At 65.4% G+C, this 24,660-nt stretch carries 24 protein-coding genes and 2 pseudogenes; 11 read left to right on the forward strand and 15 right to left on the reverse strand.

The window, feature by feature from the left end; translation table 11 throughout:
- From WAN71_RS09115 to WAN71_RS09135, 5 genes and pseudogenes are all read left to right on the forward strand, one after another.
- A partial coding sequence (locus WAN71_RS09115; RefSeq protein ID WP_422225019.1) for an ACP S-malonyltransferase occupies nucleotides 1-576 on the forward strand: 576 nt, incomplete at its 5' end.
- A 101-nt stretch (nucleotides 577-677) separates the two neighbouring features.
- Nucleotides 678-1,025, forward strand: a complete 348-nt coding sequence (acpM, locus tag WAN71_RS09120; RefSeq protein ID WP_422225020.1) for a meromycolate extension acyl carrier protein AcpM — start codon at nucleotides 678-680, stop codon at nucleotides 1,023-1,025.
- Nucleotides 1,022-2,272, forward strand: a pseudogene (gene kasA, locus WAN71_RS09125) (3-oxoacyl-ACP synthase KasA). The gene acpM and the pseudogene kasA overlap by 4 nt, the downstream one beginning before the upstream one ends.
- Before the next feature lie 90 nt (nucleotides 2,273-2,362).
- Nucleotides 2,363-3,631: a 3-oxoacyl-ACP synthase KasB gene (gene kasB / locus WAN71_RS09130; protein ID WP_422225021.1), complete on the forward strand. Its 1,269-nt coding sequence runs from the start codon at nucleotides 2,363-2,365 to the stop codon at nucleotides 3,629-3,631.
- A gap of 31 nt (nucleotides 3,632-3,662) precedes the next feature.
- Nucleotides 3,663-5,084: an acyl-CoA carboxylase subunit beta gene (locus WAN71_RS09135; protein ID WP_422225022.1), complete on the forward strand. Its 1,422-nt coding sequence runs from the start codon at nucleotides 3,663-3,665 to the stop codon at nucleotides 5,082-5,084.
- Nucleotides 5,085-5,088: 4 nt separating this feature from the next.
- On the opposite strand, the gene WAN71_RS09140 is transcribed toward WAN71_RS09135, so the two are convergent.
- The 8 genes from WAN71_RS09140 to WAN71_RS09175 form a co-directional block, all read right to left on the reverse strand.
- Nucleotides 5,089-6,216 (reverse strand): amidohydrolase family protein, encoded by a 1,128-nt coding sequence (locus tag WAN71_RS09140; protein ID WP_422225023.1) that lies wholly within the window; start codon nucleotides 6,214-6,216, stop codon nucleotides 5,089-5,091.
- Between the two features lie 5 nt (nucleotides 6,217-6,221).
- Nucleotides 6,222-6,992: a class I SAM-dependent methyltransferase gene (locus tag WAN71_RS09145; RefSeq protein ID WP_422225024.1), complete on the reverse strand. Its 771-nt coding sequence runs from the start codon at nucleotides 6,990-6,992 to the stop codon at nucleotides 6,222-6,224.
- The gene (locus tag WAN71_RS09150; protein WP_422225025.1) at nucleotides 6,973-7,704 is read right to left on the reverse strand and encodes a TetR/AcrR family transcriptional regulator; all 732 of its coding nucleotides are present in this window, start codon (nucleotides 7,702-7,704) and stop codon (nucleotides 6,973-6,975) included. Before WAN71_RS09150 ends, WAN71_RS09145 begins: the two co-directional genes overlap by 20 nt.
- 111 nt (nucleotides 7,705-7,815) lie before the next feature.
- On the reverse strand, nucleotides 7,816-8,571 hold the full coding sequence (locus WAN71_RS09155; protein WP_422225026.1) for an SGNH/GDSL hydrolase family protein: 756 nt from the start codon (nucleotides 8,569-8,571) through the stop codon (nucleotides 7,816-7,818).
- Entirely contained in the window at nucleotides 8,568-10,187 is a 1,620-nt protein-coding gene (locus WAN71_RS09160) for an FAD-dependent monooxygenase (RefSeq protein WP_422225027.1), read from the reverse strand. The genes WAN71_RS09155 and WAN71_RS09160 overlap by 4 nt, the downstream gene beginning before the upstream one ends.
- Nucleotides 10,188-10,263: 76 nt before the next feature.
- Nucleotides 10,264-10,896 (reverse strand): TetR/AcrR family transcriptional regulator, encoded by a 633-nt coding sequence (locus WAN71_RS09165; RefSeq protein WP_422225028.1) that lies wholly within the window; start codon nucleotides 10,894-10,896, stop codon nucleotides 10,264-10,266.
- 54 nt (nucleotides 10,897-10,950) lie between these two features.
- A complete protein-coding gene (locus WAN71_RS09170; protein ID WP_422225029.1) occupies nucleotides 10,951-12,486 on the reverse strand; it encodes a glycerol-3-phosphate dehydrogenase/oxidase in 1,536 nt (511 codons plus the stop codon).
- A complete protein-coding gene (locus WAN71_RS09175) occupies nucleotides 12,483-13,052 on the reverse strand; it encodes a TetR/AcrR family transcriptional regulator (RefSeq protein WP_422225030.1) in 570 nt (189 codons plus the stop codon). The genes WAN71_RS09170 and WAN71_RS09175 overlap by 4 nt, the downstream gene beginning before the upstream one ends.
- A 41-nt stretch (nucleotides 13,053-13,093) precedes the next feature.
- On the opposite strand from WAN71_RS09175, the gene WAN71_RS09180 reads away from it, so the two are divergent.
- Complete coding sequence (locus WAN71_RS09180) at nucleotides 13,094-14,674, forward strand: FAD-binding oxidoreductase (RefSeq protein ID WP_422225041.1); 1,581 nt, start codon at nucleotides 13,094-13,096, stop codon at nucleotides 14,672-14,674.
- A 77-nt stretch (nucleotides 14,675-14,751) separates the two neighbouring features.
- On the forward strand, nucleotides 14,752-15,672 hold the full coding sequence (locus WAN71_RS09185) for a diacylglycerol kinase (RefSeq protein WP_422225031.1): 921 nt from the start codon (nucleotides 14,752-14,754) through the stop codon (nucleotides 15,670-15,672).
- Here WAN71_RS09185 and WAN71_RS09190 read toward each other — a convergent pair.
- Entirely contained in the window at nucleotides 15,653-16,165 is a 513-nt protein-coding gene (locus WAN71_RS09190) for a DUF3145 domain-containing protein (protein ID WP_422225032.1), read from the reverse strand. The two genes, WAN71_RS09185 and WAN71_RS09190, sit on opposite strands and share 20 nt — an antisense overlap.
- Before the next feature lie 122 nt (nucleotides 16,166-16,287).
- Nucleotides 16,288-17,112 carry a serine hydrolase domain-containing protein gene (locus WAN71_RS09195; RefSeq protein ID WP_422225033.1) on the reverse strand — a complete coding sequence of 275 codons (825 nt, stop codon included), beginning with the start codon at nucleotides 17,110-17,112 and terminating at the stop codon, nucleotides 16,288-16,290.
- Nucleotides 17,113-17,152: 40 nt separating this feature from the next.
- Here WAN71_RS09195 and WAN71_RS09200 point away from each other — a divergent pair, with 40 nt between their 5' ends.
- Both WAN71_RS09200 and WAN71_RS09205 read left to right on the forward strand, forming a co-directional pair.
- The gene (locus tag WAN71_RS09200; protein ID WP_422225034.1) at nucleotides 17,153-18,238 is read left to right on the forward strand and encodes an S-(hydroxymethyl)mycothiol dehydrogenase; all 1,086 of its coding nucleotides are present in this window, start codon (nucleotides 17,153-17,155) and stop codon (nucleotides 18,236-18,238) included.
- On the forward strand, nucleotides 18,238-18,861 hold the full coding sequence (locus tag WAN71_RS09205) for an MBL fold metallo-hydrolase (protein ID WP_422225042.1): 624 nt from the start codon (nucleotides 18,238-18,240) through the stop codon (nucleotides 18,859-18,861). Before WAN71_RS09200 ends, WAN71_RS09205 begins: the two co-directional genes overlap by 1 nt.
- Here WAN71_RS09205 and WAN71_RS09210 read toward each other — a convergent pair.
- Nucleotides 18,858-19,595 (reverse strand): SHOCT domain-containing protein, encoded by a 738-nt coding sequence (locus WAN71_RS09210; protein ID WP_422225035.1) that lies wholly within the window; start codon nucleotides 19,593-19,595, stop codon nucleotides 18,858-18,860. The two genes, WAN71_RS09205 and WAN71_RS09210, sit on opposite strands and share 4 nt — an antisense overlap.
- 71 nt (nucleotides 19,596-19,666) lie before the next feature.
- Here WAN71_RS09210 and WAN71_RS09215 point away from each other — a divergent pair, with 71 nt between their 5' ends.
- Together WAN71_RS09215 and WAN71_RS09220 are read left to right on the forward strand one after the other, a co-directional pair.
- Nucleotides 19,667-20,623, forward strand: coding sequence for an SDR family oxidoreductase (locus WAN71_RS09215; RefSeq protein ID WP_422225036.1), 957 nt, complete (start codon nucleotides 19,667-19,669; stop codon nucleotides 20,621-20,623).
- A 97-nt stretch (nucleotides 20,624-20,720) separates the two neighbouring features.
- Nucleotides 20,721-21,008 carry a hypothetical protein gene (locus WAN71_RS09220; RefSeq protein ID WP_422225037.1) on the forward strand — a complete coding sequence of 96 codons (288 nt, stop codon included), beginning with the start codon at nucleotides 20,721-20,723 and terminating at the stop codon, nucleotides 21,006-21,008.
- A gap of 7 nt (nucleotides 21,009-21,015) precedes the next feature.
- Here WAN71_RS09220 and WAN71_RS09225 read toward each other — a convergent pair whose 3' ends face one another.
- From WAN71_RS09225 to WAN71_RS09240, 4 genes and pseudogenes are all read right to left on the reverse strand, one after another.
- Nucleotides 21,016-22,725: an Hsp70 family protein gene (locus WAN71_RS09225; protein WP_422225038.1), complete on the reverse strand. Its 1,710-nt coding sequence runs from the start codon at nucleotides 22,723-22,725 to the stop codon at nucleotides 21,016-21,018.
- 60 nt (nucleotides 22,726-22,785) lie between these two features.
- Entirely contained in the window at nucleotides 22,786-23,859 is a 1,074-nt protein-coding gene (locus WAN71_RS09230) for a dihydrodipicolinate reductase (RefSeq protein WP_422225039.1), read from the reverse strand.
- Nucleotides 23,860-23,888: 29 nt separating this feature from the next.
- A complete protein-coding gene (locus WAN71_RS09235; RefSeq protein ID WP_422225040.1) occupies nucleotides 23,889-24,458 on the reverse strand; it encodes a cytochrome b in 570 nt (189 codons plus the stop codon).
- Nucleotides 24,455-24,660: pseudogene (locus WAN71_RS09240) on the reverse strand (catalase); the annotation flags it as partial. The pseudogene WAN71_RS09240 and the gene WAN71_RS09235, both read right to left, overlap by 4 nt.

Consider the following 24,660-nt stretch of genomic DNA (forward strand, 5'->3'; position numbering starts at 1 on the left):
CTGGCCGCCACCCGCGGTGCGGAGATGGCCAAGGCCTGCGCCAACGAGCCGACTGGTATGTCCGCCGTTCTCGGTGGTGACGAGACCGAGGTGCTGGCCCGCCTGGAGCAACTCGACCTGGTTCCCGCGAACCGCAACGCCGCCGGTCAGATCGTCGCCGCCGGCCGCCTGAGCGCGCTGGACAAGCTCGCCGAAGACCCGCCGGCCAAGGCCCGGGTGCGTGCGCTGGGCGTCGCCGGAGCGTTCCACACCGAATTCATGGCGTCTGCCCTCGACGGCTATGCCGCGGCGGTGCAGAACGTCGCGACCGCGGAACCGACCGCTGTTCTGTTGTCCAACCGCGACGGCCAGCCGGTATCGTCGGCCAGTGACGCCATAGAGAAGCTTGTCGCACAGTTGACTCGCCCGGTGCGCTGGGATTTGTGCAGCGAGACTTTGCGGCAGCGAGATGTCAAAGCGATTGTCGAGTTCCCGCCTGCGGGCGCTCTGAGCGGCATCGCCAAGCGTGAACTTCGCGGGGTACCGACGCGTGCCGTCAAGACTCCCGCAGACCTGGATGGTTTGACCGAGCTGTAAACCCTGGCCGCAAAGCCAGATCACCAAACCCGTCCGCCCCTACAACCACATACCGCACGTCAAATTAGCAGTTACACAACATATTACGAAGGGAACTGAACGTGTCTGTCAGTCAAGAAGAAATCATCGCCGGTATCGCCGAGATCATCGAAGAGGTCACCGGTATCGAGCCCTCGGAGATCACCCCGGAGAAGTCGTTCGTCGACGACCTCGACATCGACTCGCTGTCGATGGTTGAGATCGCGGTGCAGACCGAGGACAAGTACGGCGTCAAGATCCCCGACGAGGACCTGGCCGGGCTCCGCACTGTCGGTGACGTCGTCAGCTACATCCAGAAGCTCGAGGAAGAGAACCCCGAAGCCGCCCAGGCGCTGCGCGCGAAGCTCGAGACCGACAACCCCGATGCCGTCGCCAACGTCAAGGCCAGGATGGAAGCCGACCACCAGTGACCAGACCTTCCACTGCTAACGGCGGTTTCCCCAACGTTGTGGTAACCGCCGTCGCGGCGACGACCTCGATCGCGCCGGACATCGAGAGCACGTGGAAGGGTTTGCTGGCCGGGGAGAGCGGCATCCGCGTGCTCGAAGACGAGTTCGTGACCAAGTGGGACCTGCCCGTCAAGATCGGTGGGCACCTCAAGGAGTCCGTCGACGACCACATGGGTCGACTGGACTTGCGCCGCATGTCCTACGTCCAGCGGCTGGCCAAGTGGCTCAGCGGTCAGCTCTGGGAGGCCGCAGGTAGCCCCGAAGTCAACCCCGACCGGTTCGCCGTCGTGGTCGGCACCGGTCTTGGCGGCGCCGAGAAGATCGTGGAGAGCTACGACCTGATGAACGAGGGCGGCCCCCGCAAGGTGTCGCCCCTGGCCGTGCAGATGATCATGCCCAACGGCGCCGCGGCGGTCGTGGGCCTGCAGCTCGGAGCCCGCGCCGGGGTGATGACCCCGGTGTCGGCTTGTTCGTCGGGCTCGGAGGCCATCGCCCACGCGTGGCGGCAAATCGTCATGGGCGATGCCGATGTCGCCGTGTGCGGCGGTGTCGAGGGTCCCATTGAGGCCCTGCCCATCGCGGCGTTCTCGATGATGCGGGCCATGTCGACCCGCAACGACGACCCCGAAGGGGCGTCCCGTCCGTTCGACAAGGACCGTGACGGCTTCGTGTTCGGCGAAGCGGGTGCGCTGATGCTCATCGAGACAGAGGAGCACGCCAAAGCACGCGGAGCCAAGCCGCTGGCCCGGTTGATGGGTGCCGGCATCACGTCGGATGCCTTCCACATGGTGGCGCCGGCACCGGACGGCTTGCGTGCCGGACGGGCGATGACGCGCGGGCTGGAGCTGGCAGGCTTGTCAGCCAAGGACATCGACCATGTCAACGCGCACGCGACCGCCACACCTATCGGTGACACGGCAGAAGCCAATGCCCTGCGGGCGGCCGGTTGTGAGCAGGCCCCGGTCTATGCGCCAAAGTCGGCGCTGGGTCACTCCATCGGCGCGGTGGGCTCCCTGGAATCGGTGCTGACGGTGCTCACACTGCGAGACGGCGTCATACCACCGACACTGAACTATCACACCCCTGATCCCGAGATCGACCTCGACGTCGTCGCGGGCTAGCCACGTTATGGCGACTATCAGTACGCCATCAACAACTCGTTCGGCTTTGGCGGACACAACGTCGCGCTGGTCTTCGGGCGGTACTGAGCACGACAAGTAGGACGTCCGGCGACGATGCGGGCCGCGAGCGGCCCGAGGAGGAGCCGGACAAGTAGGAAAGGAACGTTCGTAGTACCCATGAGCAGTTCGTCAACGTTGGCTACCGGGAACGGTTTCCCCAATATCGTCGTCACCGGCATTGCCATGACGACCGCCCTGGCGACCGACGTGGAGACCACGTGGAAGTTGCTGCTGGACGGGCAAAGTGGGATCCGCACGCTCCACGACCCGTTCGTCGAGGAGTTCGACCTGCCGGTCCGCATCGGTGGGCATCTGCTCGAGGAGTTCGACAGCCAGCTGGACCGCGTCGAGAACCGCCGGATGGGCTACCTGCAGAAGATGGCCACGGTGCTGGGCCGGCGGGTGTGGGAGAACGCCGGGTCGCCAGAGGTGGATCCCGGGCGGTTGATGGTGTCGATCGGCACCGGGATGGGCTCCAGTGAGGAGCTGATCTTCGCCTACGACGGCATGCGCGCACGTGGTTTGAAGGCGGTCTCTCCGCTGGTCATACAGATGTACATGCCCAATGGCGCGGCCGCCGCGGTCGGGTTGGAACGGCACGCCAAAGCCGGGGTGATGACCTCGGTATCGGCGTGCGCGTCCGGCTCGGAGAGCATCGCCCGCGCCTGGCAGCAGATCGCGCTGGGCGAGGCGGACATCGCGATCTGTGGTGGCGTCGAGACCAAGATCGAGGCGGTGCCGATTGCGGGCTTCGCCCAGATGCGCATCGTGTTGTCCACCAACAACGACGACCCCGCTGGCGCCTGCCGCCCGTTCGACAAGGACCGCACGGGCTTCGTCTTCGGCGAGGGCGCCGCGCTTTTGGTCATCGAGACCGAAGAGCACGCCAAGGCCCGCGGCGCCAACATCCTGGCCCGGATCATGGGGGCCAGCGTCACCTCGGACGGCTTCCACATGGTGGCGCCGGACCCCAACGGCGAGCGGGCCGGGCACGCGATGACGCGGGCGATCCAACTCGCCGGCCTCACGCCGGCCGACATCAGCCACGTCAACGCCCACGCCACCGGCACCTCGGTCGGCGACTTGGCCGAGGGCAAGGCCATCAACAACGCCCTCGGCGCGCACGGCGGAGATGCGGCGGTGTACGCACCCAAGTCCGCGCTGGGCCACTCGGTCGGCGCGGTCGGCGCCGTGGAATCGATCTTGACCGTGCTGGCACTGCGTGACCAGGTCGTTCCGCCTACCCTGAACCTAGTGAACCTGGACCCGGAGATCGACCTCGACGTGGTGGCGGGCAAGCCGCGGCCGGGCGACTACCAGTACGCCATCAATAATTCGTTCGGATTCGGCGGGCACAACGTGGCAATCACGTTTGGCCGCTACTAGATCGAACCATCATTGGAACAGGAGACCTGCGATGACGACCGTGGCCCCAGATGTGGTTGACGAGTCGCTCGACCCGCGCGATCCGCTGCTGCGCCTCAGCAGGTTCTTCGACGACGGCAGCATAGAGCTGCTGCACGAGCGTGACCGCTCCGGTGTGTTGGCCGCCGCCGGAAGCGTGAACGGCTTGCGCACAGTCGCTTTCTGCACCGATGGCACCGTGATGGGCGGTGCCATGGGTCTGGAAGGCTGCACGCACATCGTCAACGCCTACGACACTGCCATCGAAGAGCAGAGCCCGATCGTGGGCATCTGGCACTCCGGCGGGGCACGGCTGGCCGAGGGCGTGCGCGCGCTGCACGCGGTCGGGCTGGTGTTCGAGGCGATGATCCGGGCGTCCGGATACATTCCGCAGATCTCAGTGGTGGTCGGTTTCGCCGCCGGGGGCGCGGCCTACGGGCCGGCGCTGACCGACGTCGTCGTGATGGCGCCGGACAGCCGGGTGTTCGTCACCGGGCCCGACGTCGTGCGCAGCGTTACCGGCGAAGACGTCGACATGGCCTCGCTCGGCGGCCCGGACACTCACCACAAGAAGTCCGGGGTGTGCCACATCGTCGCCGACGACGAGGCCGACGCGTACGAGCGTGGCCGCCGGTTGGTCGGATTGTTCTGCCAGCAAGGGCATTTCGACCGCAGCAAAGCCGAGGCGCACGAGACCGACCTGCATGCGTTGTTGCCGGCTTCGCCGCGACGCGCCTACGACGTGCACCCGCTCGTCATCGCATTGCTCGATGACGACGCGCCCTTCGACGAGTTCCAGGCCAAGTGGGCACCGTCAATGGTGGTCGGTCTGGGCCGGTTGTCAGGCCGCACGGTCGGCGTGCTGGCCAACAACCCGCTGCGGCTCGGCGGTTGCCTCAACTCGGAAAGTGCCGAGAAGGCAGCGCGTTTCGTGCGTCTTTGCGATGCGTTCGGCATCCCGCTGGTCGTGATCGTCGACGTTCCCGGCTACCTGCCGGGTGTAGACCAGGAATGGGGCGGCGTGGTGCGCCGCGGCGCGAAACTGCTGCACGCGTTCGGCGAGGCCACTGTTCCGCGAGTCACCCTGGTTACCCGAAAGATCTACGGCGGCGCCTATATTGCGATGAACTCGCGTTCTTTGAACGCCACCAAGGTGTTCGCATGGCCGGATGCCGAGGTCGCGGTGATGGGCGCCAAGGCAGCCGTCGGGATTCTGCACAAAAAGAAGCTGGCGGCCGCGCCGGACGACGAGCGCGAGGCACTGCACGACGAGCTTGCCGCCGAGCACGAGCGGCTCGCCGGCGGTGTGGACAATGCGATCGACATCGGTGTGGTCGACGAGAAGATCGACCCCGCCCACACTCGCAGCAAGCTCACCGAGGCGTTGGCCCAGGCGCCGGCACGGCGCGGGCGCCACAAGAACATTCCGCTGTAAGGCGCTACTTGATGAGGGCCGAAATCAATGCCCTGCCGATTTTCGACTGGGCGCGGCTGCGCAGCCGGTACCAGGCATCGCCGTGGGCGGCGCTCGAGATGCCGATCTCGCCCTTTTGATCGTCAAGCTTCAGCAGCTTCTCCGCGGTGCGGTGCGCGAACCGCTCCTTGTCCTCGGGCGAAAGCTCGCACTGTTGCAGGAATTCCATCGCGGCGAAGTTGTCCTGGAACGGATAGTCGACGGAAAACATGAGGTTGTCCAGGCCCAGCATCGCCCGCGCACAGTCGAACACCGGTACGTCGAAAACCCCGCTGCTGGTGATGAATACATTTTGCCGCAAGTAGTAGCCGACGCTGTTGCGCATCGGCGATTGTGGCACCTCTTTGCTGTCTGATTCGGCGCCCAGCAACCACCCGGCCATCGTCAGTCCGACGTTGAGCCGGGTGAAGCAAAACGGAAGCAGCTCCCCCATGTGCCCGACGATGACCTTCAAATTCGGATGACGATCGAACACCCCGGCGCAGATCAACCTGAGCAGATGCGTTCCGGTTTCCACCGGCCAGCCCCAGGTAGGCACCAGCGCCGGATCGAAAGGCGCGTAGTAGCGATCCACCACCTCCGGCGGCGGGTCAGTGGGATGAATGTAGATCGGAACGCCCAAAGATTCGGCCCGGCCGAGCAGCACATCGAATGACGGGTCGTCGAGATAACGCCCGTTGGTGTGTCCGTTGATCAGCGCGCCTTTGAAGCCGAGATCACGAACGGCGCGCTCCAGTTCGTCGGCGGCGTCAGCCGGCGACTGGGTCGGCAGCATGGCAAAGCCGGCGAACCGGGCCGGGTGCGCGGCGACCGCAGCTGCCAACCAGTCGTTGACTTCGCGGCTGACCGCGACCGCCAACTCGGCCTGCTCATCGGCGAGCACTTGGACACCGGGCTGGACGTGTGAGAGCACCTGCACGTCGATCCCGGCGGCGTCCATGAGGCGGATGCGGTCGGCTCCGACGTCGCTGAGACGGGCCCGGACGGGCTGGTATTTCCGTTGCAGCGGTTCGGGAAACAAGTCCCATACCCGTGGATGAAGAAACGCTTCTTCCAATGCCACCACTCGGGATACCGACGATGTGCTCGCCATTTGACTCACCCGGGCTTGGTCGCGGTGACGGCATGGGTGCGGAAAAACGGTAGTCCCCACCAGGCGCGCCAGCCAAGGTCTTGTCGCCTGACGTCTGCCATGCCGCGGTGCCGAAGCCAGGTGGCATAACGACGGGTAAAACCGAGGTCAGCGACTACGGCGTGGCCGCCCGGGCGCAGCACCCGCACGGCCTCGTCAATCGCTGACCGCCGCGCGTCGTTGCTCGGCAGATTGTGGATCGCGAGGTTGCTCACGACCAGATCGAAGGACTCGTCGGGAAACCCAAGATCGGTCATGTCCCGAGTGTGCAGTTCGACCCGATCGGCTACACCCTCGGCATCGGCATTCGCCCACGTCGCCCGCATGGAGTTGCCGGTCTGGTCGGCCCGCCAAATATCTACTCCCACAGCCTTTCCGCGCGGCACCAACTTGGCCGCGGTCAACAACACCGCGCCGCGTCCGCAGCCGAGGTCGAGCACCCGTTCATCGCCCCGCAGATCAATTCCGGTCAGCAGGCGTGCCCATACCTCGAACTTTCCTCGCCGGCTGAACCGCCAGACGCTGACCCCGGCGGCGATCAGCATGACAGCAACGACGGCGGCCACGAGTCCCGACAGCGTTCGTCCGGTCGCCAGCCACCGGCCAGCCAAAACCGCTGCGGCAAGGCACGACAGCAGATAGCCGACCAACACGACCGGCGCCGGAATCAACCGGTAGTCCCCGTCCACCCCATACCGCCCCCGCAGGCGAGTGAAATCAGTTGCCAGCCCAGTCATCCTGCTCGCCTCCGTAGGTTGCCGCCCGGTGGTCTCGGACGAGTCGTTCGAGGATCGGAAGAGCTTTCGCCGCGGCGCGTTTCACCGCCTCGCCGGTCGGCGCATCAGTTGGCTCGAAGGCCCGCCGCACAGTGTCGGCGAGCTGATCCGCCTTCTGCTCCAAGGTCAACGTGATCGACGGGGGGTGAAACGGTTCTGCCGCAAAGAAACCGAAGACGATGGTGGGCAGGGTGTAGTCGAGATCTATCAAATGCAGGTCGGGCCGCAGCATGGCCTCCGCGGCGAGCACACCGAGATAGTCGCGGTTGACACCAAGCTTGCTTTCCTCCAGGCGATGATGATGCGCCGCGGCAAGAAAAGTGCCCAGGGTATCGGCGTCGCGCGTGTAGAGCGCCCGCAGCACCGGACGGTTCATCGCCTCGACGAACAGCCGCCGCAGGTAGCGATGCAGCGCGACCTCAGCAGGATCATTGCGGACCGCGTCAACAATCGCGTCCGCCATCGCCGCCGCCTCGCGGGCGCTGACCGCATGGAACACTTCCTCGCGAGAACGCCAGTGCAGATAGATCGTGCCTTTACCGACACCGGCGCGACGGGCCAATTCATCGATGGTCACCCGGCGATAGCCCCACGACAGCAGCAACTCGCGGGCGGTATCAAGAATCCGATCGGCCCGTTCTCGCCGATCGCCGCGGGCGCGTTCCACCACCACGCCAGTCACCTTATGACTAGAATACGGTTTTAGTCAACAGTCATCCCGAGCAGCTTTCAGAAGATGACGCAGCGCTGCGATGCAGACGCTGAATCCAGTGCCTGCAGATTCTTAGGAGTCCAAGAACCGCTGAACGGCCTCCGTGAGGATCCGTCCGCCCTTGGTGTTGAGATGAATGCCGTCGATGTGGAACTGCCAACCGTTGATCCGAGAGATCCGATCAAAGCTTTGGCGCAGGATCATTTCCCGGAACAGGTAATCGCGATAGAAGGATGCGAACGAGAAGTGCGTAAACGCTTTTGCCGTCCCTGCACGTACGAGTTGGTCCTCGAAAGACTCCCAGAACGGGATGTAGTCCGTACGCCCCGTTGACGCAACGTTGCGGACGACGCCGTTATAGGTGGCGATCAGTTCGTTGAGCCGCGCCTGCACAGGATGGCGGGAATTGGGGTCTTCTCCCAGTGGGGCAAGGGAACTCACCCCGATCCTTGCGTTGGCCCGCTGCTGCAGCTTGTGCACGATGAAGTTGAGGTTCTCCTCGAACCCCGCTGGGGACGGCTCTTCGGAGAGCCGCTTCGATACCCGTACGAATCGCCGGAAATTCGGAAAGACGCTCGCCAGGATGTCGTTCGTGCCGATGAGGACGATCACCCGCTCCGGCCGCAAGGTGATCACTCGGTCTAGAACCCCGACGGTGTTGAACGACAGATCCCCGCCCACGCCGAGGTTGATGAACCGAAACCGGCTGTTTTGCGGCCGCTTCTCCAGTTCGTCGATCCACCTGTAGGTTCCCCTCGACGCGGTGGTGCTCGAGCCCAGGCAGGCAATCGTTTCAACCTGCTGGGCCCGCCTCGGCGGATCGCTCATTGCCCGCGACCGAGAATCTGACACAGCACCTGGCCGAGGCGATTTTCTGGCGACCCTGGCAGCGCGCGGGTGCGCCAGGCGACGAAGTCGTCGGGACGCACTAGCAGCGCCTGATCGGGCGATAAACCCGTCAGTTCTGCCCATCGACCCTCGATGTCGCATATCTCGCTTTCGGTGCCGATGCTGTGCACGCTGATCGGGACATTCAGCGTGGTGGATACCGCATCGGCTGCACTTGCCCAGGGCGCGCCGGATGCACCGGTGAAGAGCGTGAAACCGGGTCCGACTAAGTCGAGCGTCGAGATGCGTCGACCTGCGCGGTGCACCCAGGCATGGGGCACCCGGGTACCGGGTTGTGCTCGCAGCTCCTCCACCAGTGACACGGCGTGGGAATCGGCCGGTGCGGAATCGTCGAAGATGACAGCTGCTGAGACGTATTGGTAGCCGATGAGCACAGCGAACATCGGCGCCTCCTCGTCCGCCGGCAATTGCGGACGGTTGTCGTCCAACCGCAAGAAGGCTTCCGCCGGCCCAGTGAGCGACTGGCGCGCATTGAAGCGTCCAACCGGGTGTCGCTCGGTGTGGTAGGTGGCGAGTAAAGCGGGGTCGGCCATCCCGTTCAAGACGGCGGCCAGCTTCCAAGCCAGGTTGTGCGCACTTTGAATAGCAGTGTTGGCTCCACCAGCCTTGAAGGGCGGCATGGTGTGGGCCGAGTCGCCGACGAGAAAGACTCGGCCACTTTGGAATTGGTCGGCCACCTGCTCGTAGGGCTGCCAGGGCGCGACATCGATGATTTCCACGTCGATCGGCTCACCGATCGCTTTCGTCAATACATCACGGCAACGCTGCGCAGTGAACTGAGCGGCGGTCTCCCCGTCGCCGGGGAAGTACGTAGTGATGAAAATGCCGAAGTCCTCGCGCACCGGCAAAAATATGCCGTCCGCATCTGCGTTCTTGACTTGCACGGCGTCGCCGTCGCCGAGCTTGGGGACGAACTTTCGCCACGGCGCCCGAAAGTAGATGAACACGACATAGATTGGCAGTGCCCCGAAGCCTGAGGTCGTCACGCCAAGCGCATTGCGGATCGGGCTGTGCACGCCGTCGGCGGCGACGAGATAGTCGGCGCGCACTGTCTCCGCTGCTCCCGAATCCCGTTCTCGCACTAAGGCGGTGATGCCGGAGTCATCTTGTTCGAACGAGCACAACTCGGTCCCATACTGCACCTGGCTGTGCTGCCGACGGATGTGCGCGAGCAGCATCGGCTCAAATGCGCTCTGTGGGCAGTATTGCCCGGCAGGCTCGGGGCTCAGCTCGTTGAAGGGCGAGAAGATCGCGTCAACGTCGAACCCTTCCGATTCTTCCGTGCTGTTCAGCGTCGGCTTGGCGACCATGTCCGAGACTCCCTCGGCGATCGCGTGGACCTCTTCGGCGAGGCCCAGACTGCGCAGGACCTCCAGGCTGCGGAAACTCAGGTTGCGCGCTTTCGGGTAGATGAAGACCTCGTCGCGCTTTTCGACCAGCAGCGAACGGACGCCGTGCTTAGCCAGCAGCGCCGAGGTGGCCAGGCCGCCCGCGCCGGCGCCGACGATCAATACCGGGACATGCGTGACGCTCATCGCGATCCCCTTTCTATGCGGAACTAACTAGTTCCGTCTAGACCAATGTGGCAGCTTCGGCTGCAACACGCAACTGCTAACGCATCGGTGCGCCGGTGAGCGGCAAAATCACATCTTCGAGCACCCGCCGGACGTACACCCGGTCAATCGGCCGCCCCGTCATCACCCGCAGCACGTTGAGGCCCAAGGCGACGTCGGGTATCAGACTCAGATCGCGGTCGGCCGGTATCTCCCCGCGAGCCACCGCATAGTCCAGCACCGCCCGCACCACGTGCCGCGGAGTGGACAGCACAAGGTCGTCCAAGGCGGCCGCCAGGACGGGATTGTGCATCGCTGCCGTCGCCACCCCGACAATCACCTGAATTGTGCTCAGCTCAGCGTCATTCAGGTCAGGTACGGCTGCGACCAGCGCCTCGATGTCGCCGCGAAGGCTGCCGGTGTTCGGCGGCTCGACGGGTCCCAGTCGCCGTCTCCAGTGAGCGATCGCATCGGCCACCACCACGGCCTTCGACGGCCAGCGACGATATATCGCGGCCTTACCCACGCCGGCGCGGGACGCGATGTCGTCCATGCTCAACCGGTCGTAACCCTGCGCGGCCACACCAGCCAGCGCCGCATCGAGGATGGCTGCGTCCAGCGACCGATCCAGGCGTCCCTGGCTTCGTGCCGGGCGCCGGGTCACCCCCGGCTGGCCGCTCTCCAGCTCCATGGTCCGTCCCCTAGCCGATACGGATTAGTTCCGTTCAATGATAGCGCGTGCGCCTCAGTCGAAGCGCGTCAAAAACTCCTCGGCCACGCCGATTACTCGGTCGCGGTCGGCGGCGACCAAGCCGATCCGGGTGCGACGATCCACGATGTCGTCGGCGGTCAGCGCACCCTCATGGGTGATCGCGTACTCGAACTCCGCCCTGGTCACGTCGATCCCGTCGGCCACCGGGTCGGCCGGCCGCTCGCACCTGGCGGCGGCGATGACGTTGGCCGCCTCGGCCCCATAACGCAGGACCAGCGACTCCGGCAAGCCCGCCATCGGCGCCACGCTTGACCCCGGATTTGCCGGCGCGCCGACCAATGGCAGGTTTCGGGTCCGGCACTCGCCGGCGTCCAGACCACGCAATTCGATTGCCCGGTCCAGGACGTCCTGGGCCATATGCCGGTACTCGGTCAGCTTGCCCCCGACCACGCTGATCACCCCAGAGGGTGACTCGACCACGGCATGGTTGCGTGACACGTCCGCGCTGCGCCCGGCTCCGGTGTCGATCAGCGGCCGCAGCCCGGCATAGGCACCGATCACATCGGCGCTTTCCAGCGTGATACCCAGCGCAGTGTTGACGACGTCCAGCAAGAACTTCACCTCGGCCGAAGTCGGCTGTGGCACATCAGGAATTGGCCCGGGTGCTTCTTCGTCCGTCAGTCCAAGGTAGACCCGTCCCAGCTGTTCGGGCATGGCGAACACGAAGCGGTTGAGCTCACCCGGTATCGGAATCGTCAGCGCCGCCGTGGGATTGCCGAGGGCTGCGGCATCGAAGACGAGGTGGGTGCCGCGGCTGGGGCGTAGCTTCAGCGACGGGTCGATCTCGCCTGCCCACACCCCGGTGGCGTTGATGACGACGCGTGCCGACATGTCGAACGACTCGCCGCTCCGTTGGTCGGTCAACCGCAGCGACATCCCGTTGGCCTCGGATGCGGCGGTATAAGTCAGGATTCGGGCCCCGTGTTGGGCGGCGGTACGCGCGACGGCAGCAACTAGTCGGGCGTCGTCGATCAGTTGCCCGTCGTAGGCGAGCAGGCCACCGTCGAGTCCGTCCCGTCGAACGGCCGGCGCCATCTCGCTGACACGCTGCGCGGGAATGCGGCGAGAACCGGGCAGGATGGACGCCGGCGTGCCCGCCGTCTTCCGCAATACGTCGCCGGCCAGGAAACCGGCTCGCACCAATGCCCGCTCCATTCGTCCCATCGACGGCAACAGCGGGACCAGTTGTGGCATAGCCCGAACCAGGTGAGGAGCGTTGCGCGTCATCAGGATTCCGCGTTCGACAGCACTGCGCCTGGCGATGCCGATGTTGCCGGTTGCCAGGTAGCGCAGCCCGCCGTGCACCAGCTTGGAGCTCCACCGGCTGGTGCCGAACGCGAGATCGTGCTTCTCCACCAACGTCACTCGCAGGCCTCTAGACGCGGCGTCCAGCGCGATGCCGGTGCCGGTGATACCGCCGCCGATCACGACCACATCAGTCGGCTCGCCATCGGCCAGCGCATTCAGGTCGGCGGTGCGGCGTGCTGCGTTGAGGGCAGTCGAGGTCATGACAGGTATCCGTTCAACGAGTAAGCGAGTTCGGCGGCCAGCGCATCGGCGGCCAGGATCGGGCGAACGATCTCGGCGGACTGAATCGTCGATTGGGTAATCAGCAGCACCATCGCCGCGAGCCGGTGCGGGTCGCCGGGGCGCACGCTGCCGTCGCGTTGGGCCGCACGCAGATTGTCAGCGAGCGCGTCGATCAGCATCTGCTGACTGCGGCCAAGCCGCTGGGCGATATAGACAAGTGCCAGCTCCGACCGCAGCACCGCCATCACCAGCTCGTCGCGTCGCAGGTGTTCGGCCACCGCCACCACCCGGTCGACCAGGGCCGCACGGCCGCTTCCGCGCACCGGCACGTCATCCAACGCGGCGGTGATGTGGCTGGTCAGCAGTGCCGCCAACACCGAGCGGGTGTCCGGCCAGCGGCGATAGACGGTCGGACGGCTGACGCCCGCTCGTCGCGCAATCTCAGCCAGCGTCACGCGCTCGACCCCGAAATCGATCACGCAGCTCGCGGCGGCGGCCAGGATCCGCTCTCCGATCTCCACCGGAGCATTACTGATTGACAGCATATGTAATACTGTAACGCATGTCTGACCAATTGCTGCCCCGGATGAAGTGGAATGCCTGGGGTGACCCGCGGGATGCCAAACCCCTCTCCGAGGGCATCAGCTCGCTGTTGAAGCAGGCTCTGGGGCTGACGGACTCGCCTGCAGCCGAATTTGACGCCGATCAGGTGAAGCTGCGCCCGTCGGCGTTGGCGGACGTCCACCGCGAAGCGATGGCCGCCATCGTGGGGCCGGACCATTGCCGAGTCGGCGACCGCGACCGACTGCTGCATGCCGGCGGCAAGTCCACCCTGGATCTATTGCGGCGCAGGGACTCCGGCGTACAAGAAGCGCCCGACGCGGTGTTGCTGCCCGGCACTGACGACGAGGTTGCCGCGATTCTGCGGTACTGCTCGCGGCATGGCATCGCCGTCGTCCCGTTCGGCGGCGGCACCAGCGTGGTCGGTGGACTCGATCCCATTCGCGGCGAGTTCAGCGCTGTCGTGTCGCTGGACTTGCGGCGCTTCGACCAACTGCTCGGTTTCGATGCGGTGTCCGGCGAGGCTGAGTTCGGCGCCGGCGTCACCGGCCCGCGGGCCGAGCAACTGCTCGCTGAGCACGGATTTTCGCTTGGGCATTTTCCACAGAGCTTTGAATTCGCCAGCCTGGGCGGTTTTGCCGCGACCCGATCGTCGGGCCAGGATTCGGCCGGGTACGGCCGGTTCGACGACATGGTTCGCGGCTTGCACGTCATTACGCCCGCAGGCGAGCTGGATCTGGGCCGGGCCCCAGAGTCGGCGGCCGGTCCGGATCTGCGGCAACTGCTGATCGGGTCGGAGGGCGTCTTCGGCATCATCACCCGGGTGCGAGTTCGGGTGCATCCGAAGCCCGACGTCACGCGCTATGAGGCGTGGTCGTTTCCCGACTTCGCCACTGGGACAGCCGCATTGCGCGCCGTCACCCAAACCGGCGCCGGCCCGACCGTAATCAGACTCTCCGACGAAGCCGAGACCGGCGTCAACCTGGCCACCACCGAGGCGATTGGCGAAACTCAGATCACCGGCGGCTGCTTGGCGATCACCGTGTTCGAGGGCACGGCGGCGCATGCCGATAGCCGGCACGCCGAAACCCGGCAGCTGATGGCCGACCACGGCGGCACGTCGCTGGGCGAAGCCCCGGCGCGGGTCTGGGAGCATGGCCGGTACGGCGCCCCGTACCTACGTGACTCGCTGCTGGCCGCCGGTGCACTCTGCGAGACACTCGAGACCGCCACCGATTGGTCGAATATCCCCGCGCTGAAAGCCGCAGTCACCGATGCGCTCACCGCCGCGCTGGCCGAATCCGGTACGCCGGCGCTGGTGTTGTGCCACATTTCGCATGTGTACGCCACCGGTGCTTCGCTGTACTTCACCGTCGTCGCCGGACAACGCGGGAACCCGATTGACCAATGGCGCACCGCGAAGGCCGCTGCGTGCGATGCGATCGTGGCCACCGGCGGGACGATCACCCATCATCACGCGGTCGGCGCCGATCACCGGCCCTGGATGCGCGACGAGGTGGGCGAGTTGGGCATCCAGGTGTTGCGGGCGGTCAAATCGACATTGGATCCTGCGGGAATTCTCAATCCCGGCAAGCTGATTCCGTGATCACGCGGCGCGACGATGCAGAGCAATAAAGCGATGCGGGGGCACCTCCCGCTTGCGGGGGCGAGGAGCGGCGCCGTATGACCCGCCGCGAAATCGGTCGCGTGACTGTGCTGACCAATCCGGCATCGGGACACGGAAACGCACCGCACGCCGCCGAAAAGGCGGTCGAGCGGCTGCAGCAGCGTGGCGTCGACGTCGTGGCAATCGTCGGCAGCGACGCCGAGCACGCACGTCGGCTGCTGCATGCTGCGGTCGAAAAGGGCACCGATGCACTGTTGGTCGTCGGCGGCGATGGAGTGATCTCCGATGCGCTGCAAGCTCTGGCCTGCACGGATATTCCGCTGGGAATCATTCCCGCCGGCACCGGTAACGATCATGCCCGCGAATTCGGGCTGCCGTCAAAGGATCCGGTTGCCGCCGCCGACGTTGTCGCTGACGGCTGGACCGAAACCGTTGACCTGGGCCGCATTCGCGACCGCAAAGGTGTCACCAAGTGGTTCGGCACAGTCGCGGCCGCAGGATTCGACTCGCTGGTAACCGATCGGGCCAACCGGATGCCTTGGCCGCGCGGTCGGATGCGCTACAACCTGGCGATGCTCGCCGAGCTGTCCCAGCTGAGGCTACTGCCGTTCCGGCTGATGCTCGACGGACGCGACGAGATCCTCACCGACCTCACCCTTGCTGCATTCGGCAACACCCGCAGCTACGGCGGCGGAATGCTGATCTGCCCCAACGCCGATCCTGCCGACGGCCAGCTCGACATCACCATGGTGCACTCGGCGTCGCGCACCCGGCTGATTCGCCTGTTCCCCACCGTCTACAAAGGCAGCCATATCGGTCTTGCTGAGGTGACAACGGCGCGCGCGACATCCGTCGACGTGGAATCACCGGGCATCAATGCCTATGCCGACGGCGAGTATGCCTGCGCTCTGCCCGCTGAGATCTCGGCGGTCTCGGGCGCTCTGCGGATCTTGCGGCCTAACCGACTCCACGGCTGAGCCAGGAGACCTCGGCGCCGTCACCGCCGTCGCGATACGCCTCCAACGCCTCATCCCAAGCCGTACCCAGCGCCGAATCCAACTGGGCGGCCAGCGCGTCGGCGCCGTCGGCCATCATCGCTCGCAGCCGCATCTCGCCGATCATCACGTCGCCGTTGGCGCTCATCGCTCCGCTCCACAGTCCCAGCTGGGGTGTGTGGCTGAACCGCTGCCCGTCGACGCCGGGACTGGGATCCTCGGTGACTTCAAACCGCAGCACCGACCAGGAACGCAAGGCATTGGCCAACCGGGCGCCGGTGCCCACCGGACCCACCCAATTGGTCACCGCACGCAACTGTCCGGGCACCGCCGGTTGCGGGGTCCACTTCAGGTTGGGTGTGGCGGTCAGCGTCGACGACAACGCCCACTCGACATGCGGACACACCGCGGCGGGCGAGGCGTGGACATACACCACGCCGGTCGTCACATCGGCGAACTGGTTCGACGCGCGCATCTGCTGCTCCTTCGGCTCCACGAGGGACGTCTTCCCCAACGACCTGGTGAACCCGACGAGCATGATCTACCGAAAATTATGTGCCTTGCGTGTCTATTGTGCCTCGTGAGGCCCATGTTGCGCTAGTCCGAGTTGTAGGCGGCCAACACGCTGTCCGACAGCGCCGGCCACGCCGGCAGCGCCCAGTCGCCGAAATCGCGGTCGGTGAGCACTACCAGCGCGAGCTTCGCCTCTGGATCTGCCCAGATCAAGGTGCCTGTTTGGCCGAAATGGCCGTAGCTGCCCGGCGAGTTGTGCGAACCGGTCCAGTGCGGGGATTTGGAGTCCCTGATCTCGAAGCCCAGCCCCCAATCGTTGGGTCGCTGCACCCCGTAGCCAGGCAAAACGCCGTCGAGTCCGGGAAACTGCACGGTGATCGCGTCGGCGTGCATCTGCGCCGACACCGTCGTCGGACATAGCAGGTCACCGGCGAAGACCGCCAGGTCCGCGACCGTCGAGGTCGCCCCGAACCCGGCAGCCTGCGTGCCGCCGTCCAGTCGGGTGGCGGCCATCCCCAGCGGTTCGAACACCGCCTCGGTCAGGTAACGGCCGAACTCGATGCCGGATGCCTGTTGCACCGTCTCGGCAAGCACCGTGAAACCGTAGTTGGAATACACCCGACGAGTGCCAGGCCAGGCCAAGGTGTCATGAGATTCCATCGCCAACCCCGAGGCGTGGGCCAGCAGATGCCGAACCGTCGATCCGGGCGGCCCCGCCGCGGTATCGAGTTCGATGGCCCCTTCTTCGACGGCGACCTGCACCGCCCGCGCCACCAAAAGCTTGGTCACCGACGCCAGGGCGAATTGCCGTTGGGTGTCACCGTGGCTGGCCAGCACGCCCGACGGCCCAACCACTGCAGCGGCCGCGGCGGCAACCGGCCAGTCGTCGAGTTCATCCAGTGCGACCATCTCGCAGGGAGCCTATCGACCAAGCACTAGGTTGGTCAGCATGAGTCACTTGGTGCGCGGCGTGGTTTCACGAACGAAGGGCAAGCCGGTCGAGCTGGTCGACATCGTCGTCCCCGATCCCGGACTCGGTGAGGTGGTAGTCAACGTAACCGCCTGCGGCGTGTGCCACACCGACCTGACCTACCGCGAGGGCGGGATCAACGACGAATACCCCTTCCTGCTTGGCCACGAGGCCGCGGGCACCGTCGAAGCGGTGGGACCGGGCGTGACGGCGGTTGAGCCGGGCGACTTCGTGATCCTGAACTGGCGTGCGGTGTGCGGCCAGTGCCGCGCCTGCAAACGTGGCCGACCCAACCTGTGCTTCGACACTTTCAACGCCGAGCAGAAAATGACACTCACCGACGGCACCGAGCTGACGCCGGCGCTCGGGATCGGGGCGTTCGCCGACAAAACTCTGGTCGCTGCCGGGCAGTGCACCAAGGTCGATCCCGAGGCCGACCCGGCCGTGGCCGGCCTGCTGGGCTGCGGGGTGATGGCCGGTTTGGGTGCGGCCATCAACACCGGTGCGGTGACGCGTGATGACACGGTCGCGGTGATCGGTTGCGGCGGCGTCGGCGACGCGGCGATCGCCGGGGCGGCGCTGGTCGGCGCCAAGCGGATCATCGCCGTCGACACCGACAACACCAAACTCGAGTGGGCCCGCAAGTTCGGCGCCACCCACACCGTCAACGCTTGCGAATTCGATGTCGTCAAGACCATCCAGGACCTCACCGACGGGTTCGGCGCCAATGTGGTCATCGACGCCGTCGGCCGACCAGAAACTTGGGAGCAGGCCTTCTATGCCCGCGATCTTGCGGGAACCGTTGTGCTAGTGGGTGTTCCGACACCGGATATGCGCATCGACATGCCGCTGGTCGACTTCTTCTCGCATGGCGGCGCATTGAAGTCGTCCTGGTACGGCGACTGCCTACCCGAACGCGACTTCCCCACCCTGATCGACCTCTATCTGCAGGGCCGGTTGCCGCTGGAGAAGTTCGTCTCGGAGCGCATCGGCCTCGGCGATATCGAGGAGGCGTTCCGCAAAATGCACGACGGCAAGGTGCTGCGCTCGGTGGTGATGCTGTGATTGAGGCCATCGAGCGTGTTGTCACCCACGGCACCTTCGAACTCGATGGTGGCAGTTGGGAAGTCGACAACAACATCTGGGTGGTCGGCGACGATTCCGACGTCGTGGTGTTCGACGCCGCGCACACGGCGGCACCGATCGTGGCGGCCGTCGGTGGCCGAAATGTGGTGGCGGTGGTTTGCACACACGGTCACAACGACCATGTGACCGTGGCCCCCGAACTCGGCGATACGCTCGACGCGCCGGTACTGCTCCATCCCGGCGATGACGTGCTGTGGCGGATGACCCACCCGGACAGAGACTTTCGCGCGGTTTCCGACGGGGACACGCTGAATGTCGGCGGCACCGAGCTGCGGGCGCTGCACACTCCAGGGCACTCCCCGGGCTCGGTGTGCTGGTATGCGCCGGACCTGGGCGCGGTGTTCAGCGGGGACACACTGTTCTCCGGCGGACCCGGTGCCACCGGGCGCTCATTTTCAGACTTCCCGACCATCCTGCAATCGATCTCGGGCCGCCTAGGAAAGCTTCCCGCCGACACCGTCGTCTACACCGGCCATGGCGATACCACCAGCATCGGCGACGAGATCGTCCACTACGACGAATGGGTGACCCGGGGCCACTAGCGGCCGTCGAGAATTCTGCGTTTCTCGGTCTCGAACTCCGCTTCAGTCAAGGCTCCGGAATCCCGCAGGCCCGCTAGGGTTTTGAGCTGTTCGATTTTGACCGCCTCGTCGGCGGGTAGGTGCGCGGGCGTCGGGGTCGCCACCGGTGACAACGGCTCGCCCATCGGTTGCCACGCCGGCAAGGTTGAGGTTCGGGTGCGAGCCAGCCAGATCGGTGCCGCTATTGTGCCGATCAGGCCTAACACGAAGAGACCGACGAATATCCACACCAACGAGCCGGATGAGCTGGTACCGCCGTGACCGAACGCCAGTTGGGGGTTGATGAATCCATTGACCTGTCCTTTGGCGGTGACTGTGTAGTCACCCTCGGCGGGAACCTGCATCACCCACACCCGGATGTGAACGTCGTTATTGACTGACGTTGTGACACCATAGTTTTCAGTCAGTTGTGGCTGTGCAACACCCGCCGGCGGGTCGAAGCCTACCTCGAGGTCCGGCACCGGCAGCCCGCCTCCGGACACGTTGCCGACGGTAACGGTATGAAAGCTGATGGTGGCTTCCCCGGCGGGAAGATGCACGGTGCCCGAACCCGGGATGGGCACCTCGCCGTACGCGTTGAACTTGTCCAGGACGAATGCGTTGAGCGTCAGGGTGAGAACGAAGCCGATGATCGATCCCACCAACAGCACGATGGCAAGTGCCAGCGAAATCTTTGCGAGCCCTCTGCTTGTCATTCACGGAGTGTGACACTGTGAGCGCAGAGCTGCCAGCGAAACAGGCTCGCATCGATTGAGGAGTAATACCCATGGCCACCAATCTCGTCGCCACCGTGCCCGACCTGTCCGGGAAGCTGGCTGTCGTTACCGGATCCAACAGCGGGCTGGGATTCGGCTTGGCCCGTCGGCTGTCGGCGGCCGGCGCCGACGTTGTCATGGCGATCCGCAACCGCGCCAAGGGTGAGGCCGCGATCGACGAGATCCGTGCGACTGTTCCGGACGCGAAGCTGACCATCAAACCCCTCGACCTGTCGTCTCTGGCCGGTGTCGCCGCGTTGGGCGAACAACTCAACGCCGAAGGTCGCCCGATTGACATCCTGATCAACAACGCCGGGGTGATGACTCCGCCGAAACGCGACACCACCACCGACGGATTCGAATTACAGTTCGGCAGTAACCATCTCGGACATTTCGCACTCACAGCGCATCTGCTGCCGCTGCTGCGCGCCGCGGGCCACGCGAGGGTGGTCTCGCTGAGCAGCTTGGCCGCGCGCCAAAGCGGCCGCATCCACTTCGACGATCTGCAATTCGAGAAGTCGTATGCGCCGATGCAGGCATATGGGCAATCGAAACTGGCGGTGCTGATGTTCGCCCGCGAGTTGGACCACCGCAGCCGCGAGGCCGGCTGGGGCATCCTGTCCACTGCCGCGCACCCCGGCTTGACCAAGACCAACTTGCAGATCAGTGGCCCGTCGCACGGCCGGTCGAAACCATCGACAATGGAGCAGCTCTACAAACTGTCCTGGCGCCTGACACCGTTCCTATGGCAGGAAATCGACGAAGGGATTCTTCCCGCGCTGCACGCGGCAACGTCCCCGCAGGCCGAAGGCAGCACGTTCTACGGGCCCCGCGGCATCTACGAGGCGGCCGGCGGCGGCGTGAAAGCGGCGAAGGTGCCGGCGCGCGCTCGGAACGATGCCGACTGCCGGCAACTGTGGGAGATCTCCGAGCAATTAACCGGGGTCAGCTACCCGAAACCGAACTGACTCCCGCGCGCTGCAGTTTGGACTAATCCACAGCGGGTAGTCGTCGACGATAGCGCCGTCGGCAGGCTGAAAGTTTCGGCAGGACGGAAAGGTTTTAATGAGCGCAGACGATAACGACCAAATCCGCAACGAAAACACCGACAACGAGCAGGAGACCTCCTCCGAAACGCCCGAGCTCAGCGAGGAAGGTAAGGAAAAAGTCCGCAAGATGCAGCAAGCCTATGACGACGATCGGCCGACGGCAGTGTTACCCGGTACCGATGGGACCATCACCGGCGTCGCGATCAACGAGTGGCTTGACGACGAGGGAAACCCGAAGTTCGGCAAGGACAAGCAGCAAGAAAAAGAGAAGGACAAGCAACAAGGCGAACAACAGAACGCCTGATCGTCGCTTATCGGTAGCCAGGTTCCGGTTGCGGGAAGAACCGCGGACCGCGGGGGAAATCTCGGAACGGCCGCCGCTCTGGCCCCTGTGTTGTGGTGGGCGCTTGGGTGGTCGTCGGCGGCGCTGAGCTGCTGGTTGTCGTGGGAGCTTCGCTGGTGGTCGTCGTTGTCGTCGGCGCCTCGGTGGTTGTCGACGAAGGTGTCCCGGTGTCCGACTGGGTCGATGACGGCGTACTGGTCGCCGGCGCCTGAGTGTTCGTTGTGTCCGATCCAGACGGCGCAGGCGCAGTGCTCACACTGGGCGCCGGTGTGGTCGGCGCGCTGCCGGACGTGTGACGCAGGGTGATCATGACCACGGCGCCGACGGCGAGCACCATAAGCGCGGTGCCGACCATCACCACTGCCGGCCGGCGATACCAGGCGTCGGCAACCGCGCCAGCCACGGCCGGTTGGGCGCCACGATCAAAAACCTGCGGCGGCGCGGCCGTCAGCCCGGCGCTGCCGCCCTCTTCCGGGTATTCCCCGGGGCGGATCGGCATAATGCCGGAGTCATCGTCGGCCTCCGACCAGGCCAGCACCGGTGCGGAGCGTGGTTCCACCGCAAGATCCGACACCGTCGTGGCATCGGCGACCGATCCCGCCGCCGTTGGGGCCAACGCTGTCTCGCCGACGGCTGGGCCGCGTTCTGCCCGCAATGCCGCACCGATAGCGGCCGTCAGATGCGGCCGCGGTGCCGTGATGATCGGCGCGCCCAGCTGTTCCGACAGGGTCGTCGTGAGTGTCGGGATGCTGGCACCCCCGCCCACCGAGGCGATCGCCACCAGATCCTCTGCTCGAATTCCGTTGCGCTGCAACGTTTCATGAACGACTGCCATGAAGCCGTCCAACGGCTGACGGATCGCATCGTCGAGTTCGGCCCGGGTGACCCGGATGTCGCCACGATATCCCGGCACATCGGCGGTCAGCGTGGTCGCGATGGTCGACGAGAGTTGTTCTTTGGCGCCGCGGCAGGCGCTCCGCAATCCAGCCAGTGAACCGATCGCCGAGGTCGCCGCCGCGTCGAATGAACCAGCCGACGACAGATCGGTGACGACGTGGGTCAGCAGCGCCTGGTCGATCAGATCGCCGGAGAACTCACCATGCCGCACGGCGGGAGCGACTTCCTGGTAGCCGTTGGCGGCATCGACCAGGGCAAGGGTGGTTCCGGTGCCTCCGAAATCGCATACGGCGACGATTCCGGGGTGCGGGATTCCGGGGTTGGCCTGCAATGCGATCAGCGCTGCCACGGAGTCCGGTAGCAGCGTCAAACGCCCATCCGACCATTCGGACACCCGGCTCAACGCGAGGCGCAGCGCCTCGACAGCCGCCAGTCCCCAATGCGCAGGATGGGTCACCGCGACCGCATCCGGCAGCGGTCGTCCGTCTGTTGTGGTGTAGGACAGCGCACGCAGCGCGTCGGCGACCAGCGTCTCGCTGCGGTGCGTCGTTCCGTCCGCCGCGACGATGCCGTCCGGGTCGCCCACCCGCTCGATGAAGTCGGTGATCACCAGCCCCGGCTCGTTGAGCATCGGATTCTCTGACGGCACACCGACTTCGGGTGGGCGCTGCCGATACAGGGTCAAGACCGGCCTGCGGGTCACCGCCCGCTCAGCGGTCACCGCAGCCAAGTTAGTGGCCCCCACCGAGAGGCCTAACGCCGACCGTCCTACGTCAGCCATGTCGTCTAATTTATAGGCCGTTGGGATTCTGCCGCGCAGGCACCGCCATCGGCTCGGCCCTCATCGGATTGAACCAACCCCCGCGATCAGCGGCAGATCCAGCGGAGTGACCCAGCCCGGCGAGAGTTCGTTGACGGCCGGCACCGCGTTGAGCGCACGCATCCCGGTGGCCAGACATCCGGCGGCGGCTGCGTCGCGTCCCGAGCCGTCGGTGAACCGGAATGCGGTCTCCTGGGAGATGCTCGGCGTGCCCTCGATGTCCACCCGGTAGACGTCGTCTTTGGTGCCGGCCGGCCAGTCCGGGGCGGCGTCCAGGCCGATGCGGTTGACGTGCTCGAGCTGGATGCGGGTCTGGCCCTTGTAGACCCCGTTGATGGTGAACCGGACCGCGGCAACGTGCCCAGGCGGAATGATGCCCTTGGCTGTCTTGCGCTCGTTGGGCGTCACCCACTTGTCCCAGGTGGTGGTGATCTCGTCGAGCATGATGCCGGCGGCGTGCGCGATCATCGGCACCGTGGCGCCCCACGCGAAAATCAGCACATCGCGGTTTTCCAGGATGGGGCGGAATTCGGGCTCGCGTCCGATGCCCATCTCGTTCTCGTAGTCGCCCTCGTAATTGGTGTAGTCCAGCAGCTCGGACGCCCGCACTGTGCGGACCTCTGAGCACACCCCCATCAGCGTCATCGGGAACAGGTCGTTGGCGAAGCCCGGGTCGATGCCGGTGGTGAAACACGACGACTCGCCCAACTCGCAGGCCTCGGTGATCGGCTGGATCCAGTTCGGCGGATTCAGATGCATGGTCGGCCAGACCCACGGCGTCATCGACGTCGAGCACACGTCGATCCCGGCCCGCAGGAACCGCGTGATCAGCGCGATGTTGTCGTCGGCGTGCGCCGCGGTCGGGCCGTAATGCACCAGCGCATCGGGCTTGAGCGCGATCAGCGCATCGATATCGTCGGTAGCGGTGATGCCGATCGGTTCGGCCAGCCCGCAGATCTCGCCGACATCGCGACCGACTTTCTTCGGATTGCTGACGCCGACGCCGACCAACTCGAAAAGCGGATGTTTGACGATTTCGGCGATCACCATCCTGCCGACGAAACCGGTACCCCAAATCACGACCCGCTTAGCCATGCGCCACCTTTCGATCGACAACCCCCGATTCACCCTAGGCGGCTGCGGTCGGCCTTCGGCCGAAACCGGAATGTCATCCTCTCGATCATCCGGTCGCGCAACGTCAGTGTGTGCAGCAGAACCGCGGATACGTGCGCGGCGATCGCGGCCATCAACGTATATGCGACGACCGAATGAGCTTGCCGCAGCACCCAAAACAATTGCGCGTCGAACGGCGCAATGCGCGGGAGCCGAAGCGAATCGAACACCACGACCGCTTCCCCGCCAGCCGAAACCATCGCCCAACCGATCACCGGCTGGGCCAGCAGCAGCGTGTACAGCAATCGCTCGGATAGCACCACGATCTTGCCTTCCAGCCTCCCCACTGTCGGCGGCCACGGCGGAGGGTGATGGGTAAATCGGTTGACCACCCGCACCAACACCACCGCGAGGATGGTGATGCCCAGCGTCCAGTGGATCAAGATCAGCGTGGCATAGTCGCCCACCGAGTTCACCATCGCGAATCCGATGAACAGTGCGCAGAACACCAGGATGGCGGTTAACCAGTGCAGCACCCTGCTCAACACCGTGAATCGGCCCGGTTCGGGCGCCCCGGTCACAGTACGACCTTGTCGACTTGCACCGCGGGTGGGCTTCCGGTCTCGCCGGTGCGGCGCCGGTATGACGCGGCGTAGACGGCCGATCGCGCGCTGAGCAGCGGATCGTCGGACGGCTCGATGCCAGCCGGCAGCACCAGCGGATCGAAGTTGATGTCTCGGGCATTGCCCGGCGCCTCGGTTTTGACCGAGTCGAGCGTGAGCA

The sequence above is a fragment of the Mycobacterium sp. genome (genome assembly GCF_049280035.1).
Classification (GTDB): domain Bacteria; phylum Actinomycetota; class Actinomycetes; order Mycobacteriales; family Mycobacteriaceae; genus Mycobacterium.

Excerpts from the sequence above, each read along its gene's own strand:
- WAN71_RS09185 (WP_422225031.1), top strand. The coding sequence starts at position 14,752 with ATGACCCGCCGCGAAATCGGTCGCGTGACTGTGCTGACCAATCCGGCA.
- WAN71_RS09155 (WP_422225026.1), bottom strand. The coding sequence starts at position 8,571 with ATGAGCGATCCGCCGAGGCGGGCCCAGCAGGTTGAAACGATTGCCTGC.
- WAN71_RS09175 (WP_422225030.1), bottom strand. The coding sequence starts at position 13,052 with ATGCTGTCAATCAGTAATGCTCCGGTGGAGATCGGAGAGCGGATCCTG.
- WAN71_RS09135 (WP_422225022.1), top strand. The coding sequence starts at position 3,663 with ATGACGACCGTGGCCCCAGATGTGGTTGACGAGTCGCTCGACCCGCGC.
- WAN71_RS09140 (WP_422225023.1), bottom strand. The coding sequence starts at position 6,216 with ATGGCGAGCACATCGTCGGTATCCCGAGTGGTGGCATTGGAAGAAGCG.
- WAN71_RS09145 (WP_422225024.1), bottom strand. The coding sequence starts at position 6,992 with ATGACTGGGCTGGCAACTGATTTCACTCGCCTGCGGGGGCGGTATGGG.
- WAN71_RS09215 (WP_422225036.1), top strand. The coding sequence starts at position 19,667 with ATGGCCACCAATCTCGTCGCCACCGTGCCCGACCTGTCCGGGAAGCTG.
- WAN71_RS09210 (WP_422225035.1), bottom strand. The coding sequence starts at position 19,595 with ATGACAAGCAGAGGGCTCGCAAAGATTTCGCTGGCACTTGCCATCGTG.
- WAN71_RS09170 (WP_422225029.1), bottom strand. The coding sequence starts at position 12,486 with ATGACCTCGACTGCCCTCAACGCAGCACGCCGCACCGCCGACCTGAAT.
- WAN71_RS09160 (WP_422225027.1), bottom strand. The coding sequence starts at position 10,187 with ATGAGCGTCACGCATGTCCCGGTATTGATCGTCGGCGCCGGCGCGGGC.
- WAN71_RS09190 (WP_422225032.1), bottom strand. The coding sequence starts at position 16,165 with ATGCGCGCGTCGAACCAGTTCGCCGATGTGACGACCGGCGTGGTGTAT.
- kasB (WP_422225021.1), top strand. The coding sequence starts at position 2,363 with ATGAGCAGTTCGTCAACGTTGGCTACCGGGAACGGTTTCCCCAATATC.
- WAN71_RS09230 (WP_422225039.1), bottom strand. The coding sequence starts at position 23,859 with ATGGCTAAGCGGGTCGTGATTTGGGGTACCGGTTTCGTCGGCAGGATG.
- WAN71_RS09195 (WP_422225033.1), bottom strand. The coding sequence starts at position 17,112 with ATGGTCGCACTGGATGAACTCGACGACTGGCCGGTTGCCGCCGCGGCC.
- WAN71_RS09220 (WP_422225037.1), top strand. The coding sequence starts at position 20,721 with ATGAGCGCAGACGATAACGACCAAATCCGCAACGAAAACACCGACAAC.
- WAN71_RS09225 (WP_422225038.1), bottom strand. The coding sequence starts at position 22,725 with ATGGCTGACGTAGGACGGTCGGCGTTAGGCCTCTCGGTGGGGGCCACT.
- WAN71_RS09165 (WP_422225028.1), bottom strand. The coding sequence starts at position 10,896 with ATGGAGCTGGAGAGCGGCCAGCCGGGGGTGACCCGGCGCCCGGCACGA.
- WAN71_RS09180 (WP_422225041.1), top strand. The coding sequence starts at position 13,094 with ATGAAGTGGAATGCCTGGGGTGACCCGCGGGATGCCAAACCCCTCTCC.
- WAN71_RS09200 (WP_422225034.1), top strand. The coding sequence starts at position 17,153 with ATGAGTCACTTGGTGCGCGGCGTGGTTTCACGAACGAAGGGCAAGCCG.